Below are 21383 nucleotides of genomic sequence, written 5' to 3' on the forward strand. Positions count from 1 at the left end.
ACATGCGCAAATGGGGAATCGGCATCGTGTTGCTCGTCACGTGTCTGCTACTGTTCATCGTCTATGATGGATACCGGATGCAAAAAACATTGATCGGTCAGTCGGACGCTTCTCCGATTCTGAAGACGACGAGAAACGGACAGGTGACGAAAGACGAGACATGGTTCAAACAAACGAGCGAGACACAGCAATGGTCGAAGGACGGGCTCGTCCGCTTCGGTCGTTATCTACCGGTTGACGGTAGCAAACAGACGGTCCTCCTCGTTCCGGATGAGATGATGTTTTCACAGACCGGTGTTTATGCGCTTGCCCGTTATTACCATGAGGCTAATTTCAATGTCTTACTCATCGAACGGCGTGGGCAGGATCGAAGCGGTGGCGTCCGGAATTACGGTTGGCTCGATCGACTGGATGTCTTGGAATGGACGAAACGCCTGCTTGCTGAAAACGGAGACGATACACGAATCGTCTATCACGGACTCGGTGTCGGCGCAGCGACCGTCTTACTCGCTTCTGGCGAGACCGTACCAACCCAAGTCCGGGCGATCGTCGCTGAAGGAGCTTACGCCCGACTCGACGACTGGCTCAGTCTACTTGCGGACGAACAGATCCGTTACCCGGCACTTCCGTCTCTGACGATCGCGAGCATGTGGAACAAGGGCGAGCAAGATTTCTTTTATGGTGACGTCTCGGTGACCCGTCAAGCAACGAAGAGTCGGGTTCCGACGATGTTCATTCATGGAATGAAGGACGAACTCGTTCCGGTTCGGATGATGTACGAACTGTATCAAGCAAAAACGGGATTAAAACAATTGTATCCAGTTCGCGATGCCGGTCATGACGAGACGTACACGATGGACCCGGATAACTACGAAAAACGATTACGCTTATTCTTGCAACCGTACTTGCGGGAGATGTAAAGAAGGGAAGACTGATGCATGCAGACGACACATCCATCCTACTTCTGGGTCGGATCCGACGAACCATTCGTCGACACGAAGCAGATTGACCAGATTGGTCGAGTGACGCTCGGACGATTCGGAGGCTGCTCAAGAAGCGGTCAATATAAAAACGAAGACGGGGCTGCCATCTTAATCGGCGACGATTGGGAGATGACCGTCGTCTTAGACGCTCATAAGACAGCGGATAGTGCGGCACTTGTCTTACAGCAGTTAGCACAACACGAGTCACGCATTCGGACTGATCTTGAGGCCCCACTTACGGACGCATTCCAACGAATCGAGACGACCGTGCTGGATTTCTTTCAAGATCCGGACTTTTTAGCGGCGTGTGCGACGTTGCAAGGGGAGACAGCGTGTCTGATTACCGTCCGGAAAGGGCGCTTCATCTGGTGGTTCTCGATCGGTGACGTCGTCTTGTATCTGTTTCACCCGGAGTTGATGAAGATGGGACAAGCTGCCTTGAACCAGCGGCAATTCTATGAATGGATTGGACGCGCGAACACGTTTGCGTTACCGGTGCCGAGTTATACAAGAGGCGTCCGCGAATTGCGCCAAGGCGAGAATCAGTTGTTCGTGACGACGGATGGTTTGCTTGAGTGCCCGGGAACCCCATATGCTAACGCGATGCAGATCGAGGAAACTTTACGATCAGGTGGTGTCAAAGAACTTCTCTCGACGATCGAGGCACAGGGTGTTCGTGACAGTACGACGGTCGTTACATGGACCGTCACGATTGACGAACGCGTCACCCAACCTAGTGATACATGAAATAACCCGCGCTCCTGCTTGAGCGCGGGTTATTATTATTCTGTTTCAGGCGTTTGTTCCTGTTGCTGATCGAGTTCGACCGGTTCTTGGTCCACAGGTGGCTTCGCTTCAGCCAACGGGAAGGCGATGCCCGCACTTGTCAGCAAGGTGATCAAGGCGGCGCTCGTCAATGTTTGACGCATGGTCCGACACGTCCTTTCTGTCTGATTCCGACACTATATTTTAATAATTCTGAACATTCTTCATCGTTTCGTCAAGCAATCTTTTACTTCCACTACGTATTTTTCCCAAAAACCCAGTATACTTAAACATGAAAAAGGGGGAAATCGATTGAAATTAACGAAAGCCAACACACGTCTATTAGAAACCGTTTTACCACGCTTGAATCTGAATGTCGCAGAACCGGACCGGACGGAGATTGAAGACCGTCTGCGGGCAGATATCTATGAAGCCCAGCGCAAGCAGCGTCCATTCGAAGAGATTCACGGACTATCGGTCGAAGCACGCCTCGATCAGATGATCGCTGAATTACCACAGCGACACCGGATGGAGACACAAAAGCGTTGGACACGAAACTATGTCTCGTCGATCCTGATGTTCATCTTCATCGAAGGGATCGATGGATTGTTCCAATTCGCTTTGATTGATTACTTATTCTTCTCGATCATCGCTCTGTTCTTGATCGACGCGATGTCACAAGTCATCACGGCACCGAAGCTTAAACAAGTCAAACCGCGGGTGTGGATTCAATTCGTCATCAGCTTCATTTTATTTTCAACCTACAAGGCACTGCTCGTGACGGTCTTCCCGGCACCAGACGTCTTAATTCAAGTCAGCGGAACGCCGTCTTATCTCATCGGCATCGCGGGACTCGTTGGTCTCTACATCTACTGGTCAAAGAATCCGTTACGAAAGCGCGGCGCATAATTCGCGAGAGGAGAGGATTGCGTGGAGTTCACACATTGGAAACGACGGCTGCAAGATCATTTCGAACGAATGGGCTTTTCCCTACTGACGGAACGATTAGCATCGCAGGACATGGTCAAGCTCGAAGCGACACATGGTGCCTTCCTGTTCTTTCCGGTGACGATCCATCTGTATGAGCGGTCCGGCTGGAAGATGGTCGCCTTCGAGGCAAAGACGGAGGAGGAGCCACAACTCGTCGAGCAGCAGATTGCGTCGTTGTTCCAACTCTTGATGGTGACCTTTCAGGAAGAAGAGCGCGAGTTCCTACTCGGATTTCATGCGAATACCGGTCGTTACCTGACGGACCGTAATGCACCCGTCGGACGGCTCGTCCGTCTGATCGAAGAGTGTTGGTATGACGGTGACGTCCTGCGAGTCGACACATTCGATCCGTTTCCGGGACTGTTCGTCGCACCACCTTTTGCCCATCAAAGTTATGCCTTCATGCCGGAAGAACGAACGTGGCGCTTATCCGTCGGGCGCACTGGACGTCCGGCGAACGATTATCGATTCGACGGAACGATTTTATCCCCACACCGCTTACCGGAATCGGAATTATTCACCGTGACACCAAAGACGGTCCCGTTAGAAGACGATAACGCGATCCGGACTTTACTGGAAACAGAACGACAGACGATCGCTAAGTTCCATGATCGCGCCATGGCGACGATTCGGGCGTACGATCCATCATTTGGTTTTGCTTGGCGCGGGACGCAGACATTTTTCCACGGTGTTCCGGTCAATCCATTCGCACAGCGCTTGTGGCTCGAGAACGGCGTGACGCGATACCGGATTCTACAACAAGGATCGACGCGATTGCTTGCTTCCGGTGAGACGTGTGACGCTGTCATCGAAATGCTCGATGATGCCGTCAGCAGTGAAGAACCGGATGGTCAATCCGTCAGTCCGATTGGTCAACTGATCCTCGGGATTTGGCAACAGATCGAGTCGGACGAAGCGACGTATATCACGAACGTCGATTGCCGCGGCATCTCGCGTACACAAGCCGATAACCGGATCCGCCACGCGCTAGCACGACAAGAGACGATCGAGTGGGTGCACCGGGCACCGAACGAAGATGATATTTGTCGCTTTGCCGGTCTGACGTTGACCTTCCCGCATCGTCCACCGGGTGTCATCACGATTGAACGAACGGAAGCAGAATAACACGAACAGGCACGTCCGCGAGTAAGCAGACGTGCCTGTTCGTTTTTTTAGTGCGCGTGCTGTGACAATCGATTAAAGACGACGGACAGACTGTAATAGATCATTGCTGTCAGAGTAGCGATCGTAAAAGAAAGCGGCAGGTCAAATTCGTCCTTCGTCGTCAAGAGAATCAGGAGACTCGCAATCACGATGCCGTACATCCCATAACCAACGACTGTCGGCACATACGCTAGTGTCGTTGAAGAACGATTAATGATCATGCCGATGATAAAGTCGAGTAAAAAGCCGGACAGCAAGATGATTGGCAAGGCGAATAAGACGTATGACAAAAATGTTGAACCGAATGAATCATACATCGTATTCGCTTCCCTCTCTGTAATCGGTGTATAGGATATGTACGTCAGCACAGTGCAAACGAGACCGGTTGTCATAATAACGGCAAGCAATCGCTTCAACATGAATTTTCCTCCTTTATTTTCCTTATTGAGTATACCAATCCACACCAAAAAACACACCCTACTGGAGGATGTGTAAAGAACGACCTATAACCCGAGCGACACGATTAGCCGTCGAACATCCTGATCCGCTTGTTTAGGTGTCAAAATCAACAGTTGATCGTCTACGAGGACACGTGTCTGACCACGCGGCGTCAGAATTTCATCTTCACGAATGATTGCAACGACGAGCACATCCTGGGGCATCTCGATATCCTGTAGCGTTTTTCCGGCAATCACACTGTTTGTCGAGACCCTGACCTCGATGATCTCCGCTTGTGGATGGGTGACGGTCATGAATTTCAGGAACGGTTCGACCGTCGTGTCGTGCTGTGTCTCAAGCCCCATTCGCCGGACGATCCACGGCAAGGCCGTTCCTTGCAAGAGAGCAGACGTCATGACGGTGAAGAAAACGATATTGAAAAGAAGCGGCGCTTCCGCGAGACCGCTTGAAAGCGGATAGGTCGCGAGAATGATTGGAACGGCGCCCCGTAATCCGGCTGCCGTGATGACACTCTGTTCTTTGACCGTGTATCGAAACGGCAGCAACGACAAGACGACGGCAAGTGGACGAGCGAGCAGGATCAACGTCAGGACGATGACGGCCGAGACGAACAAGGTCCGAGGATCGAGTAATTGTTTTGGAAAGACGAGCAGTCCGAGCATGATGAACATGCCGATCTCTGCTAAATGCGACAAGCTGCCACTGAATCGTTTGAGCGTCTCGCGGTAGATCATGTCATGATTGTTGATCCAAATCCCGGTCAAATAGACGGCGAGAAACCCACTGGCGTGCAAAATCGTCGCGAGACCATACGAGAAGAGCGCCCCACTGAACAGAAGCGTCGGATAAAGGGCGGACGATGGCAACTCGATCCGGTTCAGCAGTTGCGTGACGAGATACCCGATCGCTAGACCAACTAGTGTCCCGAGTCCCATCTCGTAGATGAAGGACAGAATACCCGCACCGATCGAGAACGATTCCGGCGCTAACGCAAACGATGTGAACAAGATCGTCAGGAAGACGGCCATCGGATCATTCGTTCCGGACTCCGCTTCAAGCGTATGTTTGACTTTGGCATCGACCGGTCTTCCACTGAGCAGGGAAAAGACAGCGGCCGCATCAGTCGAGCCGACGAGCGCGCCGATCAATAACGCGACCGGCCAAGAAAAATCAAGTAATAGATATGCAACGACGGCAATGATCCCGGTCGTTGCCAGGACACCGACGGTCGCGAGCGACAGGGCAGCGGGGAGAATTTTCCGGAAGTGTGTCCACTTCGTATGCAAGCCACCATCAAACAGAATCAGAACGAGCGCCATCGTCCCAAAGAGACGAGCTTGTTCAAAATCACCAAAGTTGATCCACCCGGTGACATCGGAACCAGCGACGATCCCGACGACAACGAACAGGATCAACGTCGGTACATTTAACCGGACGGCAAACTTCGTCGTGATGATCGCAATCAATAGTAACGTTCCTGCGACGAATAAAATCGTCCCTTCCTCCATCCGACCACCTCTTTCGTGATAACATATTCTCCTTTTAGTATACGTTACTTTTTGAAAATTTCGAAAAATAACGTCAAAACGAGGTGTACAAACGAAAAGAAAAAGGAAAACTAGAAACAGAACTATTGGCGTTCAAAATGGAACACAAGGAGGAAAAAGGATGAACATCTGTATCGTCACAGGTGCCAACTCCGGTATGGGGATGGTCACGATTCAAGAATTATTGGAGCGGGGAGATCGGGTCATCGCGACCGTCCGTTCGCAGAAGAAAGCGACGGCACTCGTGCAACTACTACGGGAGCACGGTGTATCGCATACGCAACTCGAAATCGAGATCGTCCAACTTGATCAACTGGATTCCGTCCGTCGCTTCGCGGATCGTCTATTTGATTTAGTCGGTCGGATCGACCGCTTGATTTTAAACGCCGGTGTCATGGTACCGCCGTATCATATTACAAAGGATGGATTTGAATCACAATTTCAAGTCAACTACTTGAGTCATTTCTACTTGATCGAGCGCTTATTGCCGTTACTTGAGAAAGGAAACGACCCTCGCGTCATCTCGATTTCGTCGCTCGCTGGTGAAGGCGGCTTGATTCGGACCGACGTCGAACTCGAAGCGATCGCCCACGTCAAAAAAGAACACTATAGCCCGATGCGTTCTTACCGCGAATCCAAGCTCCTGCAAATGATTCATATGCGTGAACTGGCTGAAAAACACGGTGACCGGATCACGTTCGTCAGTGTCCACCCGGGGATCGTCAATACAGATCTGTTCTATCGCGGCAAGTACGGGAAAGTGATGAAGACGTTACTCAAACCGGTCGCGCAAGTCGGATACTGGACCGGAAAACTCTATACACCAGAATACGGCGCGAAGACGGCACTCTATCTCGCAACGACCGACGATCCGCTCGACAACGGTGGCTACTATGCGGACTCCGCTCCACGACTCAGTAATCCGATCGTCGAAGACGACGAGTACCGGGCGCAAGCACGGAATTTGTCGCGTCGCTGGGTTGAACTCGCCTGAACGACAAAAAACGACCGGCTCGTGGGAAGCCGGTCGTTTACCGTTGTGACGACTGGGGGTCAGATCACTCCTAAAGGATACGTTACATTGAAATAAAATTGTGGAATATGAAAAAAATCACAAAATAATGGGGAACGATGAAATCTTGAAGCAAAAAGGTTTTCTTCTCGCTGTACATTCGTTAGGATAGAGAAGAATTTTTTTGTAACAGGAGGAATAACATGATACGACAAGCTACATCAAAAGACGTTCGAAACATCGCAACCCTACTTGAGCAAAAAGCGCTCTCCCTCAAAGCCAGTGGCAGTAGCCAGTGGTCTGCTTATCTGGAGCAAGACATCGAACAACTCGTCGCGCGAGATTTAGAAGCCGGCCGCCTGTATGTCTTTGAGGATCAGAACGAGCTGCTTGGTTCCGTTGCCCTGCTTCCTTCGCTCGAATGGGATCAATCCTTGTGGGATGATGTAGAAGGTCTGTATATCCATCGAATCGTCGTCAGCGACCGCGCAAAAGGACGTGGTGTCGGTCGAAAACTACTGGAACACGCGATTGCAGTGACAGAGGATGAAGGAGAAATCCTACGACTCGACTGTGTCGCTTCAAACGAGTTTCTCAACGCGTATTACACGTCTTTCGGATTCGTCCATCAAGGAACACGGGACGGCTTCTCGATTTATGAGTATGAACGCATCGAAGCGACGGCTTGAAGCGGTTCAATCAAGACAACGGTCGTTTCGTTTGGTATGGTAATAGAAAAAGAACGGTTCAAGGAGTGATCGGATGCGATTGAATATCGGCTTCATCGGCTTTGGCAAAAGTACGACCCGTTACCATTTACCGTACGTGATGATCGAGGACAACTATCATGTCACCTGGATTTACAATCGGAAGGAAAAACCGGAGCTGTTCGCCTCCTATCAGGATCGACTGCCGGATGCCCGTTTTACGACGGATCTATCCGAAATGCTCGCTGACCCGGCACTTGATGTCGTCGTCATCAATACACCACCGGCGACACATTTCGAATACGCGTTGCTCGCGTTGCAACATCAAAAGCACGTGCTCGTCGAAAAGCCATTTACGGTGACGGAAGAGGAGACGAAGCGTCTATTTGCAGAAGCACATGCGCAAGGCGTCAAGATTCTCGCCTATCAAAACCGACGTTACGACAGCGACTTCCAAGTCGTTGCGCAAATCATCCGTTCCGGGAAACTTGGTCGTCTCGTCGAGGTCGTCTCGCAATTTGATCTATTCCGCCCGGAAGCGGCTTCAGCTGACGCGCGTCACGAAAACGGTGCGCTTTACGGACTCGGCGTCCATACGCTCGATCAAATCATCGCTTTGTTCGGAAAACCGGACAAGGTCGCCTTTGACGTGCGCAGTGTTCGACTGCCGCATAATCCAGACGACGCGTTTGCGATTGATCTCTATTATCCGGAGCTTAAGGTCAGCGTTCGGACGAGTCATGTCGCACTTGCCCCGGCACCCCGGTGGATGTTACACGGCACGAACGGCACGTTCATCAAACAACACGTCGACCGGCAAGAGCTCGACCTGAAAGCGAACTACTTCCCGGGAGAAGAGGGGTTCGGTGAGGATTCAGAAGACGATTATGGGCGTTTGATTTATCATGATGAACACGGTCATCTGCAAGACGTCCGGATTCCAAGTCCTGTTGGCGATTACGGTAAAATGTATCGCGCCTTTTACCGTAGTATCGTCGAGGACGCGCCGCTACCAGTCAAGGAAGAGGATACCTTGTTCGTCGCTCATCTGCTCGAACAAGCATTTGCGCAATCATCACCATATATTTTAACGATTAAAAATTAAATTTTATTTTGATTTCAGAAAGATGACAACTCGACTGTGCCCGTAGGCATGATCGAGTTTTTTTGATATAACGAACAAGGACGTTCCTCATTTTTCAGATTTTTCTAAAGAAATGTTGATTATTTTTTCAAAAAGTTGGGAAAAGGGGAACGAGTCACCAAATTACACCATAGGGGGTCTATCATGAAACGTTTTTTCTCCGTACTGCTGATTGCAGTCATCTTCGTTGGCGTACTCAGTCCTTCGCTCATTGCTGAAGCAGCAACGAAATTAACCGTGACGACGGATGTTTTGCGCGTTCGCGAAAAACCGTCGACATCGAGTAAGATTCTCGGAAAGATTTACAAAGGAAACGTCTACAGTTCAAAAGGCACGTCTGGCAGCTGGTACAAAATCAGCTTTAAATCCCGCACCGGCTACATACACAAGGATTTCGTCAAATCGTCTTCGTCGAAGTACACATCGACCGGGACGAAGTATACGACGGTCGGCACACTTAACGTCCGGACGGGTGCTGGAACGAAGTATAAGGTCGTAGGGCAGCTGAATAAAGGGGTTGCCGTCGCGACATACGGCACGTCAGGGAGCTGGACACGGATTCTCTACAAGGGAAGCTACCGCTATATCTCGACGCAATACGTCTCGAAGTCGAAACCATCGACGACGACGAAGAAGCTAAACGTCCCGTACTACAACCAATATTCACTCGGGTATCCATCTGGCTGTGAGTTCATCTCGTTGAAGATGGCACTCGAATACAAGAAAAAAGCCGTCTCTGCTGCGTCACTCTATAAGCAAATGCCAAAAAGTATGAAGAACGCGACGTATAAGAACGGAAAGTATTACTGGGCAGATCCAGAAAAAATGTTCACGGGGAATCCAGCCGGTACGCTCGACTACTACAAGAACTGGGGCATCTACCCGAAAGGGATCCTACCACTTGCGAAAAAATACCGCAGTGGTGCCGTTGATATCTCGAAACAAGGCGTCTCGAAAATTGAGAGTGAAATCCGTAGCGGTAACCCAGTCATCGTCTGGGCAACGGTCGATTTCAAGAATCCATATGGCTACTTTTCTTGGATCAAACCGGACGGTAAAACATTCACAGGCTACCGGAACTATCACGTCATGCTCGTGACAGGTGTCTCAAGTGGTTCGTTCTACGTCTCGGACCCATACCGCGGCAAGTACAGTGTCAGTCGCTCGCAGTTCACATCCGTTTTCAATCAAACGGGACAATATGCGTTATCTGTTCGTTAAACCCTCATCCGGTCGCTCCGACGCGACCGGATTTTTGTCATTTTCAGGCATATCGATACGAAATCTACTGTAAAATGAAGGAGTTCACCTGCTAGGTGTGTAAAAGAATGACAATGTATTCATGAAAGGAAGTGAAGAGATGGAAGATCCACGGATCACGCGTCTCGAGCAGGAGGTCGCGGCGTTACGACAACGAGTAGCTGCCCTTGAAGGACAGCACAATTCGCCTGTCGCACCTGAACCGAGCGAACCAGAAGTAAGTACAGTCGCTCGCCCAGCTCCGCGCCCTGCTTATACGAAACGAAAACCGGTTGTTCCTCCACCAACATTTAAGGAAAAACGCTCCCGCGAAGAATGGGAACAGGTCATCGCGACCGTCTGGTTACCCCGGATTGGAGCGATATTCGCTGCGCTCGGGGCTTTATTCCTTTTCTCCTACGCCTCGGTTGCCGGTCTGATCAGTCCACCTGTCCGCATCGGAAGTGGGGTCTTAATTGGTTTACTCGTCATCGCTCTCGGAGAATACCAGTATGAGAAGAAACGACGTGAGCTCGGGGTCGGACTTGTCGCGACCGGTACGATCGTCGCGTTGGCGGCACTGTTCGCCGGGATGGCCTTATATCAATTCTATCCACCGTCTTTAGCTTTCTTACTTGAGCTCGTCGTCGTCTTCATCGCGTACGGTTTGATGCTCTGGATGCGGTCGCAAGCCTTGCTCGTCCTCGTATCCATCACCGGTTTCTTATTACCGTATCTACAATTATCGGACGAGCCGAACTTACCGCTCTTCTTATTGTACGAAGTCGTCTTGTTCGCAGCGATCTTCTTTGCCGTTGACCGACTGAAGGCAAAAAAAGCGTTCGTCTTCGCTTGGGTGATCTTTACGATTGCACTCGCGTTCGGTCTACTCTCGTTAGAGCTCTACTGGCTTGATGAACAGGTACCACGACTTGATGAGTGGTCGGTCTTACTTGCAGCACTCTTTGGTTACGGTGCGACGTCGTTCGTCGGTCGACGCATCCAGTTTCAGCCAAACGTCCCAAGCTGGCTTGCCGGAATTGTCGTCTTACTGACGTTACTGATCCTTGATTGGTCGTTCGGAATGCTAGTAGCGATTCTGTTCGCCGGAATTGCCTACGTGCTTGCGGAACGATTGAAGGATCACGCTCAAAACGGCGTCGGTCACGTTGCCTTACTCGTCGCCGTCCTCTTGATTCCGGCAGATGCCCTCAGCTGGATGTATCAACTACGCTACTTCTTGATTGCCGGATTGATCGCCGCATTTTGGTTCGTTCCGCGGGCGCGCATGCCACATCAACGGTTGTTTAACGTCGGCTTGTATGTCGTCTTTATCTTTTCAGCCGTCATTGATTATGAATCCTATCAAAACATAGGTTTGTCCTACGCTTTGACTGTTCTCGCGATGGTCGTCGCTTCAACGGCATTCGTCTTGCTCCTCGTTCAGACACATCGTGATCCGCTCTGGAAAGGGTCATGGCAACTTGTCCTCGTTTTAGCCGCAATCGGGGTTTTTACGACCTACACGTTGATCATCATGGAGTTACCATTCTACCGCGGTCTTGAAGAGACGGCGCGTAGTACGACGTTGTCCGCTGCCTATATTGTCCTCGCACTCGTCCTTGTCGCGATTGGTCGGATGCGGACGTCGTCGACGTGGCGATTGTCCGGATTGTTGCTACTGACCATCAGTGCCGTCAAGCTCTTACTGTTCGATTTGTCGTTCCTGAGCTTATTCCAAAAAGCGTTCGTCTTCATTGGCTTCGGGATCGTCACGTTCATCATTTCACGGACGTACTTCAAAAAACGCAAAGAACAAGCCTGATAGAGCGCTTGAATCGGTTGAAATAAACCGGTTCAAGCTTTTTTTTATTGCAAAAAATTTTTATTGATAACGATTATCATTGTCGTCTATACTATTTAAGGAACTGACTTAATTAGTAACAGGGGGAACCATACATGAAACAAGCATTATTGATGACAGGGGCGCTCGCCGTCGTTTTAGCAGGTTGCAGTGAAGCGAAACAGGCGGAGACACCAGCACCGAAAAAAGAGAATTTTGACCAGGTCGTTGAGGATTACCGGACGTATGCGATTAACGAAATCGATACGTTCGTCCGCGAGACGGAAAAATTCACCGATGCCGTACAGGCTGGCAAGCTTGAAGAAGCGAAAGCATTGTACGCACCAACACGGATGTATTACGAACGCGCAGAACCAATCGCGGAAGTGTTCGGTGACCTTGATCCGAAGATCGATGCGCGAGCAGGCGACGTGAAAGCGTCGGAATGGGGTGGTTACCACCGGATCGAGCAAGGGTTATTTGAAAAGGGAACGACAAAAGGTTATGAAGCGTACGCGAAACAATTGATGAAGGACGTCCACTTACTTCGGGCAAAGGTCGAGACGGTCGAGGTGACACCAGAATTACTCGTCACGGGGGCGACCGATCTGTTAAACGAGGTCTCGACGTCAAAAGTGACAGGGGAAGAAGACCGTTATTCGCATACTGATTTATATGACTTCGCGGCAAACGTCGAAGGGGCTGAAAAAATTTACGAACTATTGAACCCGGCGCTGAAAAAACAAGATGCGGCGTTATCAAAAGAGATTGCGGCTCGCTTCAAGGATGTCCATGCGTTACTCGACGCGAAGAAAAAGGGCGATGGCTATGTCCTTTATACGAGTCTCTCGAAACAAGATGTCAAACAGATGAGTGTCGCCATCAATGAACTCGCGGAACCGCTCTCGAAGATGGGCATCGTACTGGAGGGATAAGCATGAAACCAATCCAAGAAGGTGTCACGCGGCGTGACGTTCTTAAGGTCGCGGGCTTGACGAGTCTCGGTGCTGCCCTGTATGCCAGTGGTCTTGAAAAGTTTCTTCCGCGGACATTGACTGTTGAAGCCAGTGATCAAGAGCCGTTCTACGGTACGTATCAAGCGGGAATTCTGACTCCACCACAAAATCACGTCCAAGTCGTAGCGTTTGATATCAAGACGGACCGACGCGACGAACTCGTTGATTTACTAAAGCGTTGGACGCGATTATGCGCCAGACTTGCGGCCGGGTTACCATATGGCGACTCTGAGTCCCGTTATGTTCCACCGGAAGATACGGGGGAAGCGGATGGATTATCTGCCGGACACTTGACGTTTACGTTCGGGTGCGGTCCAAGTCTGTTTGACGGTCGCTTCGGCATCCGTCATAAACGACCGGATGCCCTTAAACCGTTGCCGACGTTCGATCTCGATCGTCTGGACGAAAAATGGAGCGGTGGCGACCTCGTCGTCCAAGTGTGTGGTGATGATGCCCAAGTCGTCTTCCATGCGATCCGTAACCTCGTCCGTGTCGGGCGTGGGACGGTCGCGATGCGTTGGTCGCAAGCTGGTTTCCAGCGCAGTAAAGCAGCAGATGCCTCTGGTGGGACGCCGCGTAATCTGTTCGGCTTCAAGGACGGCACGGGGAATCCTGACGTCTCGAAGAAGCAGGTCCGGAAAGACTCTCTCTTTTGTCAGTGGCAAGACGGGACACCATGGTTGACGAACGGCTCGTTCCTTGTCGTCCGTCGCATCCAGATGCATCTTGAAGTCTGGGACCGGACGATTCTAAAAGAGCAAGAACGGACCTTCGGACGCGAACGTGCTTCCGGGGCTCCGCTTGGCTCAACAGACGAGTTCGCTTCCGTCACACCAGCGAAACGACAAGCTCGTGGCGAAGCCGCCTTACCGGTTGACTCGCATACCGCTGTCGCACACGGGGACGGGAAGACAGCGATCTTACGCCGTTCCTACTCGTATCAAGACGGCATCGATGAAAAGACGGGTGCCCTTGATGCCGGACTGCTGTTTTTATCGTATCAGCGTTCACCGAAACAATTCATCGAGATTCAGCGTCGTCTTGCCGCACAGGACCGATTGAATGAATACATCACGCACCGTGGAAGTGCCATCTTCGCTTGCTTCGGTGGAATCTCGAAAGGAGGCTACATCGGTGATGCGTTATTTGCGTAATCTCGTCCTTGTATTTGTACTCCTTATAGCCGGTCAACACGCGGTGCCCGTCCATGCTGCATCGACGGATGATCTCTATGTCGCAATCGGACAAGCCCTGTCTGCCGTCGCAAGTGAAGATCGCGCGGCACTGAATCAAGCGATTGATGAACTGAATCAAGCATCCAAAGACTTACCTGATCAACAAGCGGCAATCACGAAAGCCGTCAAACAGGTCGATGCGAAACGATCGGCAGCGTTTCCGGAAGTCCGCGAGCAACTGACAGCTCTCTCTGCTGCCGTCCGGAAGCAGGAAGAAGCAACGAAACCGAAGACAGACCCAGTTGCGAAGTCAAAAGTAAAACAATTACTTTTGTTGACGAAAGAGATGCGGCAGGTCAAGGCGAGCGACCGTCCGGCAGCGGAGCAACGATTGTTGACCGCATGGGCGACGCACGAGAGTCTTGTTCGCAATGACAGTGTCGGTCACTATGGCAACATCGAGATGGCGCTCGCGTCGATCCGGATCGCGGCTGCGCGTGATTCCGCGGATACGAAGGAATGGCAAGCCGCACTTGATCAGTTCGATACGGCCGTTCAGTCTTTCCTCGACGGAGAGAAAGTCCAGGCGAAGAAAACGGGACTGCAGTCGCTGCTGACGCCACTCGAGGAGGCGCAAACCGCACTAGCTGCAAATGATTTACCGAAAGCGAAACAAGCACTTGAATCGTTTCTGAAGACTTGGCCACGTGCGGAAGGCGAGGTCCGGACACGTAATGAAGGTCTCTATTCCCAGCTTGAATCAGATGTACCACTGTTACTTGCCCGCCTGACGCCGGAAACGCGGGAAAAGACGGCACAAGAACTCCAGTCGTTTGAGAATGCTATCGCACAATTACAAACGAAGACGCATTATACGTTTGTTGATGCAATGCTCGTCATGCTGCGGGAAGGTCTCGAAGCGTTACTGATCGTCAGTGCGCTCGTTGCTTTCGCACGGAAAAGTCGTTCAAAACAAGAAGGGAAGGTCTGGGCAGGCGCTGGGCTTGGTCTGATCGCAAGCGGTCTGTTAGCGCTCATCCTCCAGACGGTCTTTCAGGCCTCGTTCGCGGCGACGGGTCGGGAACAAATCGAAGGCTATACAGGAATCGTCGCGGTCGTTGTCATGTTGTTCGTCGGCTATTGGTTGCACTCGAAAAGCGCCGTTGCGAAACGAAAACACTTTTTATCAACGCTTTCGACGACGTCCTTGTTCTTCGTCAGCTTCTTGACGATCTTCCGAGAAGGCGCTGAGACGTTGTTATTTTATATCGGAATGGCACCAGCGATGACGAAAACTGCCTTATTATCCGGAATCGGTCTCGCGATCATCATCATCGGTCTCGTCTCGTATGCGGTCATCCAGATTGGTGTCCGTTTACCGATCCATCGTCTGTTCCAAGTCGCGTCGTGGTTAATCTATCTAATGGCGTTCAAGATTCTTGGTACGAGTCTGCACGCGTTGCAGCTGACGAACGTCTTACCGATTCATCCGATCAATGGACTCGGAACTGCCGGGTGGATTGGTTTCTACCCAACGCTCGAGACGCTTATCCCACAAGTCGTCCTGATGATTCTGATTGCCTTGTTTACGATCTGGCAAAAGCGGCGTGCGTCTTCAATCCAGACTGCAGCTTGATCCATTTTTCAATTTCAGGTTTCAACTATTATGTTCCGGGTATAACTTCTTATCAGCAGCTTGCTGCATGAAAGAGAGGGATTTTTATGCTTGAAACACGCATCGTACGAAACATGACCGCTGTCGACGCAGAAGTGACGAGCCTCAAATCAAGTGGCTATTCGAATAAACAGATTTACATCTTTGCCAAAGACGAAGAACTCGCGGAACGGATCGCGAATGACACACAGACGTTACCATACCGCGTGACGAAGAAGTCGTTCTTTGAGACGTTATTATCAGCCGTCCGGAGTAACCGAAATGACCGGATTGCTCAGTTGTCCGAGCTTGGCATGACGAAGGATGTCGCTGAGGATCTAGAAGATGAAGTCCGACACGGGCGGATCGTCATCGTCGGTTCGAAGTCCGATTTACTGAATCCAGCGTTCGCGGCGTCTTACGTGACGGATGAAACAACCGATTATGGTGCTGGAGTTCCGAAACTTGAAGACGAGGAAACGACGACGACGTTACCAGCCGATCAAAACGTCAAGTTAAAAGATGAATGATACAAAAGCCTCCTGTTTCTCAGCGTAGAGACAGGAGGCTTTTGTTTAGCCTTCTCATGGAAGGGAATGGGAAAATTGAGAGGAGGAAAGACAATGCAATTCTTATATGTTGGTTATTATGATGCAGATCGAATGGATGTTTTATCGAAGGAAGAGATCGATGCTTTGATGTCGCGTTGTGATGCGTTGATGAACACCTTCAATGAACAAGTCGATGTCCTATCAGACTGGCACCCGGGTCTTACGACACAAGCATTTTACTGGCAAGATGGGGTCGTACAGAAGAAAGTAGAGCCGGATCGAGCGCATGGAGAGCAGATTGGCAGTTTGATTGTCTTTGAAGCACGTGATTTGGATCATGCGATGGAACTGGCTTCCCTTCATCCGACGACTCAAGTCGCAGAAGGGGAATCTTACGGTTGGCGCGCAGAAGTCCGTCCATTATCAGGTACCTCTTGATGTATGGATTATGGACGACATTTACGACTCAAACCGGACAACGCGACCACGTCATCGCCCTGTTACTTGAAGCTGCGGCTTCTTTAGAGACTCATCCGAGTTGTCTGCACTACATCATCAGTATTTCTGACGAACCGGATGTGCTACATGTCCGTGAAATCTGGACGGATGCCGCTGCACACCTCGCGTCTTTAGAGTTACCGGTGACGCGGCGTTTGATTACGCAAGCGCGTCCATTGCTCGAGCATGTTGAACGCGTGCTCGAAGACCACCCGCTCGGTGGCAAAGGACTCATGTAAACCAAAAACCCCTCCTCTAGTCGAGAAGGGGTTACATGCTGTTAGGTTGTCGTCCACTGGATATCGATGACATCCGACGATCGCACCATCCGGCGCATACCTGTCGATGTGACGAGTTCAATCGTTCCGCGGTCATGAAAAATCGCTTGGATCGAACCGGATACCGTATCGAGTTGTTTTAATCGGACGTGGACCGTCTGTCCGGTCCGGACTGCACGTTCCATGATGTGTTGTAAGGAGAGGCGATCACGAACGATCGTCTCTTCGCGTGATTGATACAGATGTTCAAGATGAAGGATATGCTGGCGTGAAGTCAGTTGTTTCCACTTGCGATTCGATCGTTTTTTAGATGCGAACATGGCTGACCACCTCCTGAATTGAGTCGTACGCTAGATAGTCGTGCGCTCTGCTTCAGTTATTTCCCTTCACGAACAGTGCTTAAACACGTGCTCCTGACATTTTTTCACGAAACGCCTCGATTGCGGCAATCGCTTCTTGATCGTGCTCGACCTCACCTGGTGCATTCCCTTCGGCAAGAATCGCTGTCTCAAGCGTTGCGCCAAGGAACGATGCGATATGCTCGAACTGCGTGACGAGTGCTTGTCCTTTGACGCGTGGATTATCTCCTCCGACCGCAATCAAGTGGAATCGTTTCCCTGCCATCCGACGTTTGAATTCAAGTTCTTCATCGCGCAGTGACTCGCTGAATCGGTCAATGAATAATTTCATCTTCGTCGACATCGAGTACCAGTAAATCGGAGTGATGAACAGGATGTCATCGTGTTCAAGCATCTCTTCGACGATCCGGCGATAGTCATCGCCAATCGGCAAAAAGCCTCCGTGATGACGGCGGTCTTCAATCGGCTGAATCGAGACGTTCGCCAAATCGACAGCAACATGAGGGATTCCTTTCAATGCTTGTTCCCCGAGCCATTCACTGTTTCCTTTACGTGAGCTACCAAAAATCGTATACATATCGTGCATCTCCTTTTGAATTCGATTGTTCTATTCTATTCCAAACTGCACTGTCAATACACCGATATGCTCACAATTGGTTTTGAATAAGGGTTTTGCGGAAAAAGACAAGAAGACGAAAAACAAATAGGGGAGGAACAGTCGAATGGAGAGAAGCACGCTCATTGCGCTAGAAAAACACTTATATGCCATCCACCTCGAGATGGATGGACTGGCGCGCCTCATTACGAAACAATTAATTCATTTGAGCCAAGTGGCTGCATCCGTCGAACATTTTCGACGGATGAGCTTTGATATCTATAAAAATCGGACGTCACTCGAGCAGATTCCGTCACAAGTCTTGTATGAGACGGCACTCGACTACGAAGACTGGCTCGAGGAAGAGTTTGATGAGATTCCTGCTAGCTGGCAGCTGGCAACGAAAGAAGAAGAGGCACTCGAGCAGCTTTGGTGGTTCGAATTCTCACGAATTCAAGCGGAGCTTGAAGAATGGCTCAGTCTCTATCTGATTCGCCGGATTCGAGAAGACGTTCGTTACATGCCACCGGTGATCGAGAAAAATGCCTATGCTTTATCAGAGGATGCCCGCCATGTCTTTTGGCGCCTCTTACAACGCTCTGTCGCGAAGCCTTCATCAAAGATTAAGGCGAACCAACTGTCATGTCGGATGGGCATCGCTGAGATTGCCCGCTGTGCCCGACTTAATCAAGACCGGACGCGTCGTGCGATTGGTGAACTGACGCGTCGTGGTCTGATTGCGATCGAGGAAGATGATGAGAAGCTAAAAATGCGGCTCCGCCTTCAAGTCATCTGATTGAAGGCGATGAATCGTTCGATCATCCGTTCATCTCGACGTGCGGATGGACCAATCCAAATCAGGTGACCAGGACTTTTCGATTCAATGAACTGCGCGTGAGGAATGCTCCGTCGTGCGTGTTCCGAATGCTCGAACGGAACAGCGCGGTCTGACTTCGAATGGACGATCAAGACGGGACACGTGACGGCTTCAAGCCGTTCTCGTTCGATGTCTTGTGTGATATCAAACAAGACACCTCGCCCAGGACCATTTTGAAGACCAACTTCATATAATAACGACGCATCCGTCTCACTAATGTGGGTACGGATCGTTTCGCGTGGTAACAGACTCGTCATCTCGACCATCCGAACTGCTGCTTCTTCAGGAAACTTGCGTATCTTATCCTTCACATACGTCCAAAGCCCCCACTGGATGAACTGTAAAGGACGTTGTAAGACCGGTTGGATCAGAAGACGATGGTACGGCAGGGAAATCCGGTGCGTCATCGCACACGCTAAGACAAGGGCATGGACGCCTGGATCCATTCCAGCAAGCGCGATTGCCGTCGGTCCGCCGGCAGAGATGCCATAAACGGTGTACTGTTTAATCTGACGGGAAGCAAGCCACTTAGAATAGAATGTTGCGAGCGCCTCTGGACTATCAGCGAGCTGAAGTGGGGTTTGTCCGTACCCGGGGCGTGACGGTACGATGACGCGATATCCTGCCGCGATTAACTTCTCGACATGGTAGACTTCTCGGTAATCCGATTGTGTACCATGAATTAATAAAATGACGGGACCACTCCCGCTATCCCGGTATTCAAAACGCTGACCGTTCCATTCTGCGATATAATGCATCCCAATTCTCCTATCTCTTAATTTTTACCATTTTATTGTTAATCTCGTGTTTATTTTCATGTATACTGTAAAGTATAACCAAACCATTGTGACTTAGGAAATGAGGATGCGTAGTGTCTAACGAAAAATTAACGAACCGTGACCGCTTACTTGCTGTACGAGAAATCTTCGAACGTCAGTCGGATGAAGACCATACGTTGACGCTTGAGCAATTGAGCACGGAACTCTCGAAACGAGGACTGATCGAGAAGCTATCCCGAAAATCGTTGAAGGATGATATTGCGGCACTTGCCAAATCAGGTTTTGACGTCGTGGCGGAAGAGACGAAGAATGGACTTGCCATTCCGTATCATCTCGTCAGTCGTCCCTTTGAGCATCATCAACTCCGATTGCTGGTCGATGCCATCGCCAGTGCGAAGTTTATCTCGGAAAGTGAGACGACGTCGCTCGTTCAGACGATTCAGTCGTTGACGAGTGATAAGATGGCGGAGTCTCTCCAGCCGGTACTACATACTGTCAAAAAACCAAAAGGAATGACGTCGCGCTCGATCGATACGATCCAGAAAGCTATCAGTGATGAGTTCGTCATCAGTTTCCAGTACCAAGGAAAGTTTAACGAACGGACGCGAAAGTTCGAGTTACGGAAAGATGGCGAGCATTACCTCGTTTCTCCGGCTCACCTGTTGATGGATAACGGAAATTACTATTTGATTGGACGTGATGAGCGGATCAAAGAGATTCGGACGTACCGGGTCGACCGAATCGTCAATTGTAAAGCGTTTGAACCGATGGAAGAACCGGTCCATGTCGAGCCGAGTTACTTAAGTAACATGTTCAACATGTATGGGGGAGAGAACGAGCAATTGACGCTTAAATTTCAGGAAAGTCTAATGCCGACCGTCGTCGACCGGTTCGGAACGGATATCCGCTGCCGTCGTCTCGATGACCTCTGGTTCGAAGTCAAGGTCGATGCGCTCTTTTCCGACGGGTTCATGATGTGGCTGATTCAATTCGGCAATCAGGCGGAAATCATTGCACCTGTCGAACGCCGGGAGACATTCAAGAACAAGGTGGCAGGTCTTGCGACGATGTATCAAGTCGAAACACCTGCTCTTTAAGAGTTGAAGCAAGGTTCACTTGACCGTGGATCTTGCTTTTTTTAATTATCGAGAAAAAAACTTTTTGTCGTTTTTTGTCGGATATTCATATTTGAATATTTTAAGCGAATAGTTCCAGTTACTATTAAGGATATCTGATACTTATGTAGGAGGAACGACATGCAACAGATGGAAAAAAGCCAATCAAACGGGATGCGGAAACTAGCTACTTTCCTCTTCTTCGTTTGTCTATCCTATACATCGTGGTACTTATTCTCACTTTTTGTCTTTCATCTCGTGTTTCCAGAAGATGTCGTGACATCCTTAGATATCGTCGTATTCGGATTCAGTCCGGTCGTCGCTCTTGTCGTCACCATCGGCTCGTTACGCTTGATCGAACGACGCATGAAACCTAAATTCACACCGCTTTTATTGATCGGATACATCCTTTCGACAAGTGTGCTGATTTATTACTCACTTGCTAACGAACTTCTGCCCCGACTGTGACTTGCAACTCCCTAACAATTGGCATATGCTACGCTTATAGCTTGCTAGGTAAGGGGGGATACGATGAACGCACAGTATATCCTCGACTGGATGCCGCTCGTGATTCCTGTCGGTGCCATCGTCTTTATTGTCGTCATTGCGCGTAAGGCTTCAAAAATCGATGCT

General features: G+C 50.2%; 24 protein-coding genes. 18 read left to right on the forward strand and 6 right to left on the reverse strand.

Features of this window, described 5'->3' with window-relative positions; genetic code table 11:
- The first annotated feature begins 2 nt into the window (after nucleotides 1–2).
- Both EXW93_RS07915 and EXW93_RS07920 read left to right on the forward strand, forming a co-directional pair.
- The gene (locus tag EXW93_RS07915) at nucleotides 3–920 is read left to right on the forward strand and encodes an alpha/beta hydrolase (protein ID WP_174316312.1); all 918 of its coding nucleotides are present in this window, start codon (nucleotides 3–5) and stop codon (nucleotides 918–920) included.
- Between the two features lie 18 nt (nucleotides 921–938).
- Nucleotides 939–1730: a PP2C family serine/threonine-protein phosphatase gene (locus EXW93_RS07920; RefSeq protein ID WP_174316313.1), complete on the forward strand. Its 792-nt coding sequence runs from the start codon at nucleotides 939–941 to the stop codon at nucleotides 1728–1730.
- A 35-nt stretch (nucleotides 1731–1765) separates the two neighbouring features.
- Here the strand turns inward: EXW93_RS07920 and EXW93_RS07925 are convergent, their stop codons facing one another.
- A complete protein-coding gene (locus EXW93_RS07925; protein ID WP_023468299.1) occupies nucleotides 1766–1912 on the reverse strand; it encodes a hypothetical protein in 147 nt (48 codons plus the stop codon).
- Between the two features lie 148 nt (nucleotides 1913–2060).
- On the opposite strand from EXW93_RS07925, the gene EXW93_RS07930 reads away from it, so the two are divergent.
- Both EXW93_RS07930 and EXW93_RS07935 read left to right on the forward strand, forming a co-directional pair.
- A complete protein-coding gene (locus tag EXW93_RS07930) occupies nucleotides 2061–2657 on the forward strand; it encodes a hypothetical protein (protein ID WP_023468300.1) in 597 nt (198 codons plus the stop codon).
- Nucleotides 2658–2678: 21 nt separating this feature from the next.
- Complete coding sequence (locus EXW93_RS07935; RefSeq protein WP_174316314.1) at nucleotides 2679–3863, forward strand: hypothetical protein; 1185 nt, start codon at nucleotides 2679–2681, stop codon at nucleotides 3861–3863.
- Between the two features lie 47 nt (nucleotides 3864–3910).
- On the opposite strand, the gene EXW93_RS07940 is transcribed toward EXW93_RS07935, so the two are convergent.
- Both EXW93_RS07940 and EXW93_RS07945 read right to left on the reverse strand, forming a co-directional pair.
- Complete coding sequence (locus EXW93_RS07940; protein WP_023468302.1) at nucleotides 3911–4321, reverse strand: hypothetical protein; 411 nt, start codon at nucleotides 4319–4321, stop codon at nucleotides 3911–3913.
- An 84-nt stretch (nucleotides 4322–4405) separates the two neighbouring features.
- Nucleotides 4406–5869, reverse strand: a complete 1464-nt coding sequence (locus EXW93_RS07945) for a potassium/proton antiporter (RefSeq protein ID WP_174316315.1) — start codon at nucleotides 5867–5869, stop codon at nucleotides 4406–4408.
- A 160-nt stretch (nucleotides 5870–6029) separates the two neighbouring features.
- On the opposite strand from EXW93_RS07945, the gene EXW93_RS07950 reads away from it, so the two are divergent.
- From EXW93_RS07950 to EXW93_RS08000, 11 genes are all read left to right on the forward strand, one after another.
- Nucleotides 6030–6902 (forward strand): SDR family NAD(P)-dependent oxidoreductase, encoded by an 873-nt coding sequence (locus EXW93_RS07950; RefSeq protein ID WP_174316316.1) that lies wholly within the window; start codon nucleotides 6030–6032, stop codon nucleotides 6900–6902.
- A 221-nt stretch (nucleotides 6903–7123) separates the two neighbouring features.
- Entirely contained in the window at nucleotides 7124–7609 is a 486-nt protein-coding gene (locus EXW93_RS07955) for a GNAT family N-acetyltransferase (protein ID WP_023468305.1), read from the forward strand.
- Nucleotides 7610–7682: 73 nt separating this feature from the next.
- Nucleotides 7683–8732, forward strand: a complete 1050-nt coding sequence (locus EXW93_RS07960; protein ID WP_055968107.1) for an oxidoreductase — start codon at nucleotides 7683–7685, stop codon at nucleotides 8730–8732.
- Between the two features lie 183 nt (nucleotides 8733–8915).
- Nucleotides 8916–9992 (forward strand): C39 family peptidase, encoded by a 1077-nt coding sequence (locus EXW93_RS07965; RefSeq protein WP_174316317.1) that lies wholly within the window; start codon nucleotides 8916–8918, stop codon nucleotides 9990–9992.
- 139 nt (nucleotides 9993–10131) lie between these two features.
- Nucleotides 10132–11835: a DUF2339 domain-containing protein gene (locus EXW93_RS07970; protein WP_174316318.1), complete on the forward strand. Its 1704-nt coding sequence runs from the start codon at nucleotides 10132–10134 to the stop codon at nucleotides 11833–11835.
- 134 nt (nucleotides 11836–11969) lie between these two features.
- Nucleotides 11970–12788, forward strand: a complete 819-nt coding sequence (efeO, locus tag EXW93_RS07975; protein ID WP_023468309.1) for an iron uptake system protein EfeO — start codon at nucleotides 11970–11972, stop codon at nucleotides 12786–12788.
- A gap of 2 nt (nucleotides 12789–12790) precedes the next feature.
- Nucleotides 12791–14023: an iron uptake transporter deferrochelatase/peroxidase subunit gene (gene efeB / locus EXW93_RS07980; RefSeq protein WP_023468310.1), complete on the forward strand. Its 1233-nt coding sequence runs from the start codon at nucleotides 12791–12793 to the stop codon at nucleotides 14021–14023.
- On the forward strand, nucleotides 14007–15680 hold the full coding sequence (locus EXW93_RS07985) for an FTR1 family protein (protein ID WP_174316761.1): 1674 nt from the start codon (nucleotides 14007–14009) through the stop codon (nucleotides 15678–15680). The genes efeB and EXW93_RS07985 overlap by 17 nt, the downstream gene beginning before the upstream one ends.
- A gap of 86 nt (nucleotides 15681–15766) precedes the next feature.
- Nucleotides 15767–16228 carry a YflT domain-containing protein gene (locus tag EXW93_RS07990; protein WP_075642336.1) on the forward strand — a complete coding sequence of 154 codons (462 nt, stop codon included), beginning with the start codon at nucleotides 15767–15769 and terminating at the stop codon, nucleotides 16226–16228.
- Between the two features lie 93 nt (nucleotides 16229–16321).
- Nucleotides 16322–16687 (forward strand): YciI family protein, encoded by a 366-nt coding sequence (locus EXW93_RS07995; protein WP_023468313.1) that lies wholly within the window; start codon nucleotides 16322–16324, stop codon nucleotides 16685–16687.
- On the forward strand, nucleotides 16687–16986 hold the full coding sequence (locus tag EXW93_RS08000; RefSeq protein WP_041255111.1) for a putative quinol monooxygenase: 300 nt from the start codon (nucleotides 16687–16689) through the stop codon (nucleotides 16984–16986). The genes EXW93_RS07995 and EXW93_RS08000 overlap by 1 nt, the downstream gene beginning before the upstream one ends.
- Nucleotides 16987–17027: 41 nt before the next feature.
- Here EXW93_RS08000 and EXW93_RS08005 read toward each other — a convergent pair whose 3' ends face one another.
- Both EXW93_RS08005 and EXW93_RS08010 read right to left on the reverse strand, forming a co-directional pair.
- Complete coding sequence (locus EXW93_RS08005) at nucleotides 17028–17345, reverse strand: hypothetical protein (protein WP_023468315.1); 318 nt, start codon at nucleotides 17343–17345, stop codon at nucleotides 17028–17030.
- Nucleotides 17346–17424: 79 nt separating this feature from the next.
- Nucleotides 17425–17961 carry a flavodoxin family protein gene (locus tag EXW93_RS08010; RefSeq protein ID WP_035397365.1) on the reverse strand — a complete coding sequence of 179 codons (537 nt, stop codon included), beginning with the start codon at nucleotides 17959–17961 and terminating at the stop codon, nucleotides 17425–17427.
- Between the two features lie 145 nt (nucleotides 17962–18106).
- Between EXW93_RS08010 and EXW93_RS08015 the strand changes: the two genes are divergently transcribed.
- A complete protein-coding gene (locus tag EXW93_RS08015; RefSeq protein ID WP_023468317.1) occupies nucleotides 18107–18775 on the forward strand; it encodes a hypothetical protein in 669 nt (222 codons plus the stop codon).
- Here the strand turns inward: EXW93_RS08015 and EXW93_RS08020 are convergent.
- Nucleotides 18763–19614 (reverse strand): alpha/beta fold hydrolase, encoded by an 852-nt coding sequence (locus EXW93_RS08020; protein ID WP_055968118.1) that lies wholly within the window; start codon nucleotides 19612–19614, stop codon nucleotides 18763–18765. The genes EXW93_RS08015 and EXW93_RS08020 overlap by 13 nt on opposite strands.
- Nucleotides 19615–19727: 113 nt before the next feature.
- Here EXW93_RS08020 and EXW93_RS16640 point away from each other — a divergent pair, with 113 nt between their 5' ends.
- Both EXW93_RS16640 and EXW93_RS08030 read left to right on the forward strand, forming a co-directional pair.
- Nucleotides 19728–20732 carry a helix-turn-helix transcriptional regulator gene (locus EXW93_RS16640; RefSeq protein WP_035397361.1) on the forward strand — a complete coding sequence of 335 codons (1005 nt, stop codon included), beginning with the start codon at nucleotides 19728–19730 and terminating at the stop codon, nucleotides 20730–20732.
- Nucleotides 20733–20891: 159 nt separating this feature from the next.
- Nucleotides 20892–21218 (forward strand): hypothetical protein, encoded by a 327-nt coding sequence (locus tag EXW93_RS08030; protein WP_023468319.1) that lies wholly within the window; start codon nucleotides 20892–20894, stop codon nucleotides 21216–21218.
- Nucleotides 21219–21383 lie beyond the last annotated feature (165 nt).

Origin of the sequence: Exiguobacterium sp. JMULE1, assembly GCF_013337175.1 — a bacterium.
Classification (GTDB): Bacteria; Bacillota; Bacilli; order Exiguobacteriales; family Exiguobacteriaceae; genus Exiguobacterium_A; species Exiguobacterium_A indicum.

Bases quoted from the DNA above. Each gene is read 5' to 3' on its own strand.
- efeO (WP_023468309.1), top strand. From the start codon at position 11,970: ATGAAACAAGCATTATTGATGACAGGGGCGCTCGCCGTCGTTTTAGCA.
- EXW93_RS07945 (WP_174316315.1), bottom strand. From the start codon at position 5,869: ATGGAGGAAGGGACGATTTTATTCGTCGCAGGAACGTTACTATTGATT.
- EXW93_RS08020 (WP_055968118.1), bottom strand. From the start codon at position 19,614: ATGCATTATATCGCAGAATGGAACGGTCAGCGTTTTGAATACCGGGAT.
- EXW93_RS07985 (WP_174316761.1), top strand. From the start codon at position 14,007: ATGCGTTATTTGCGTAATCTCGTCCTTGTATTTGTACTCCTTATAGCC.
- EXW93_RS07915 (WP_174316312.1), top strand. From the start codon at position 3: ATGCGCAAATGGGGAATCGGCATCGTGTTGCTCGTCACGTGTCTGCTA.
- EXW93_RS07940 (WP_023468302.1), bottom strand. From the start codon at position 4,321: ATGTTGAAGCGATTGCTTGCCGTTATTATGACAACCGGTCTCGTTTGC.
- EXW93_RS07955 (WP_023468305.1), top strand. From the start codon at position 7,124: ATGATACGACAAGCTACATCAAAAGACGTTCGAAACATCGCAACCCTA.
- EXW93_RS07925 (WP_023468299.1), bottom strand. From the start codon at position 1,912: ATGCGTCAAACATTGACGAGCGCCGCCTTGATCACCTTGCTGACAAGT.
- efeB (WP_023468310.1), top strand. From the start codon at position 12,791: ATGAAACCAATCCAAGAAGGTGTCACGCGGCGTGACGTTCTTAAGGTC.
- EXW93_RS08000 (WP_041255111.1), top strand. From the start codon at position 16,687: ATGTATGGATTATGGACGACATTTACGACTCAAACCGGACAACGCGAC.
- EXW93_RS07965 (WP_174316317.1), top strand. From the start codon at position 8,916: ATGAAACGTTTTTTCTCCGTACTGCTGATTGCAGTCATCTTCGTTGGC.
- EXW93_RS07970 (WP_174316318.1), top strand. From the start codon at position 10,132: ATGGAAGATCCACGGATCACGCGTCTCGAGCAGGAGGTCGCGGCGTTA.
- EXW93_RS08030 (WP_023468319.1), top strand. From the start codon at position 20,892: ATGCAACAGATGGAAAAAAGCCAATCAAACGGGATGCGGAAACTAGCT.
- EXW93_RS07960 (WP_055968107.1), top strand. From the start codon at position 7,683: ATGCGATTGAATATCGGCTTCATCGGCTTTGGCAAAAGTACGACCCGT.
- EXW93_RS08015 (WP_023468317.1), top strand. From the start codon at position 18,107: ATGGAGAGAAGCACGCTCATTGCGCTAGAAAAACACTTATATGCCATC.
- EXW93_RS07990 (WP_075642336.1), top strand. From the start codon at position 15,767: ATGCTTGAAACACGCATCGTACGAAACATGACCGCTGTCGACGCAGAA.
- EXW93_RS07995 (WP_023468313.1), top strand. From the start codon at position 16,322: ATGCAATTCTTATATGTTGGTTATTATGATGCAGATCGAATGGATGTT.
- EXW93_RS08005 (WP_023468315.1), bottom strand. From the start codon at position 17,345: ATGTTCGCATCTAAAAAACGATCGAATCGCAAGTGGAAACAACTGACT.
- EXW93_RS08010 (WP_035397365.1), bottom strand. From the start codon at position 17,961: ATGTATACGATTTTTGGTAGCTCACGTAAAGGAAACAGTGAATGGCTC.
- EXW93_RS07950 (WP_174316316.1), top strand. From the start codon at position 6,030: ATGAACATCTGTATCGTCACAGGTGCCAACTCCGGTATGGGGATGGTC.
- EXW93_RS07920 (WP_174316313.1), top strand. From the start codon at position 939: ATGCAGACGACACATCCATCCTACTTCTGGGTCGGATCCGACGAACCA.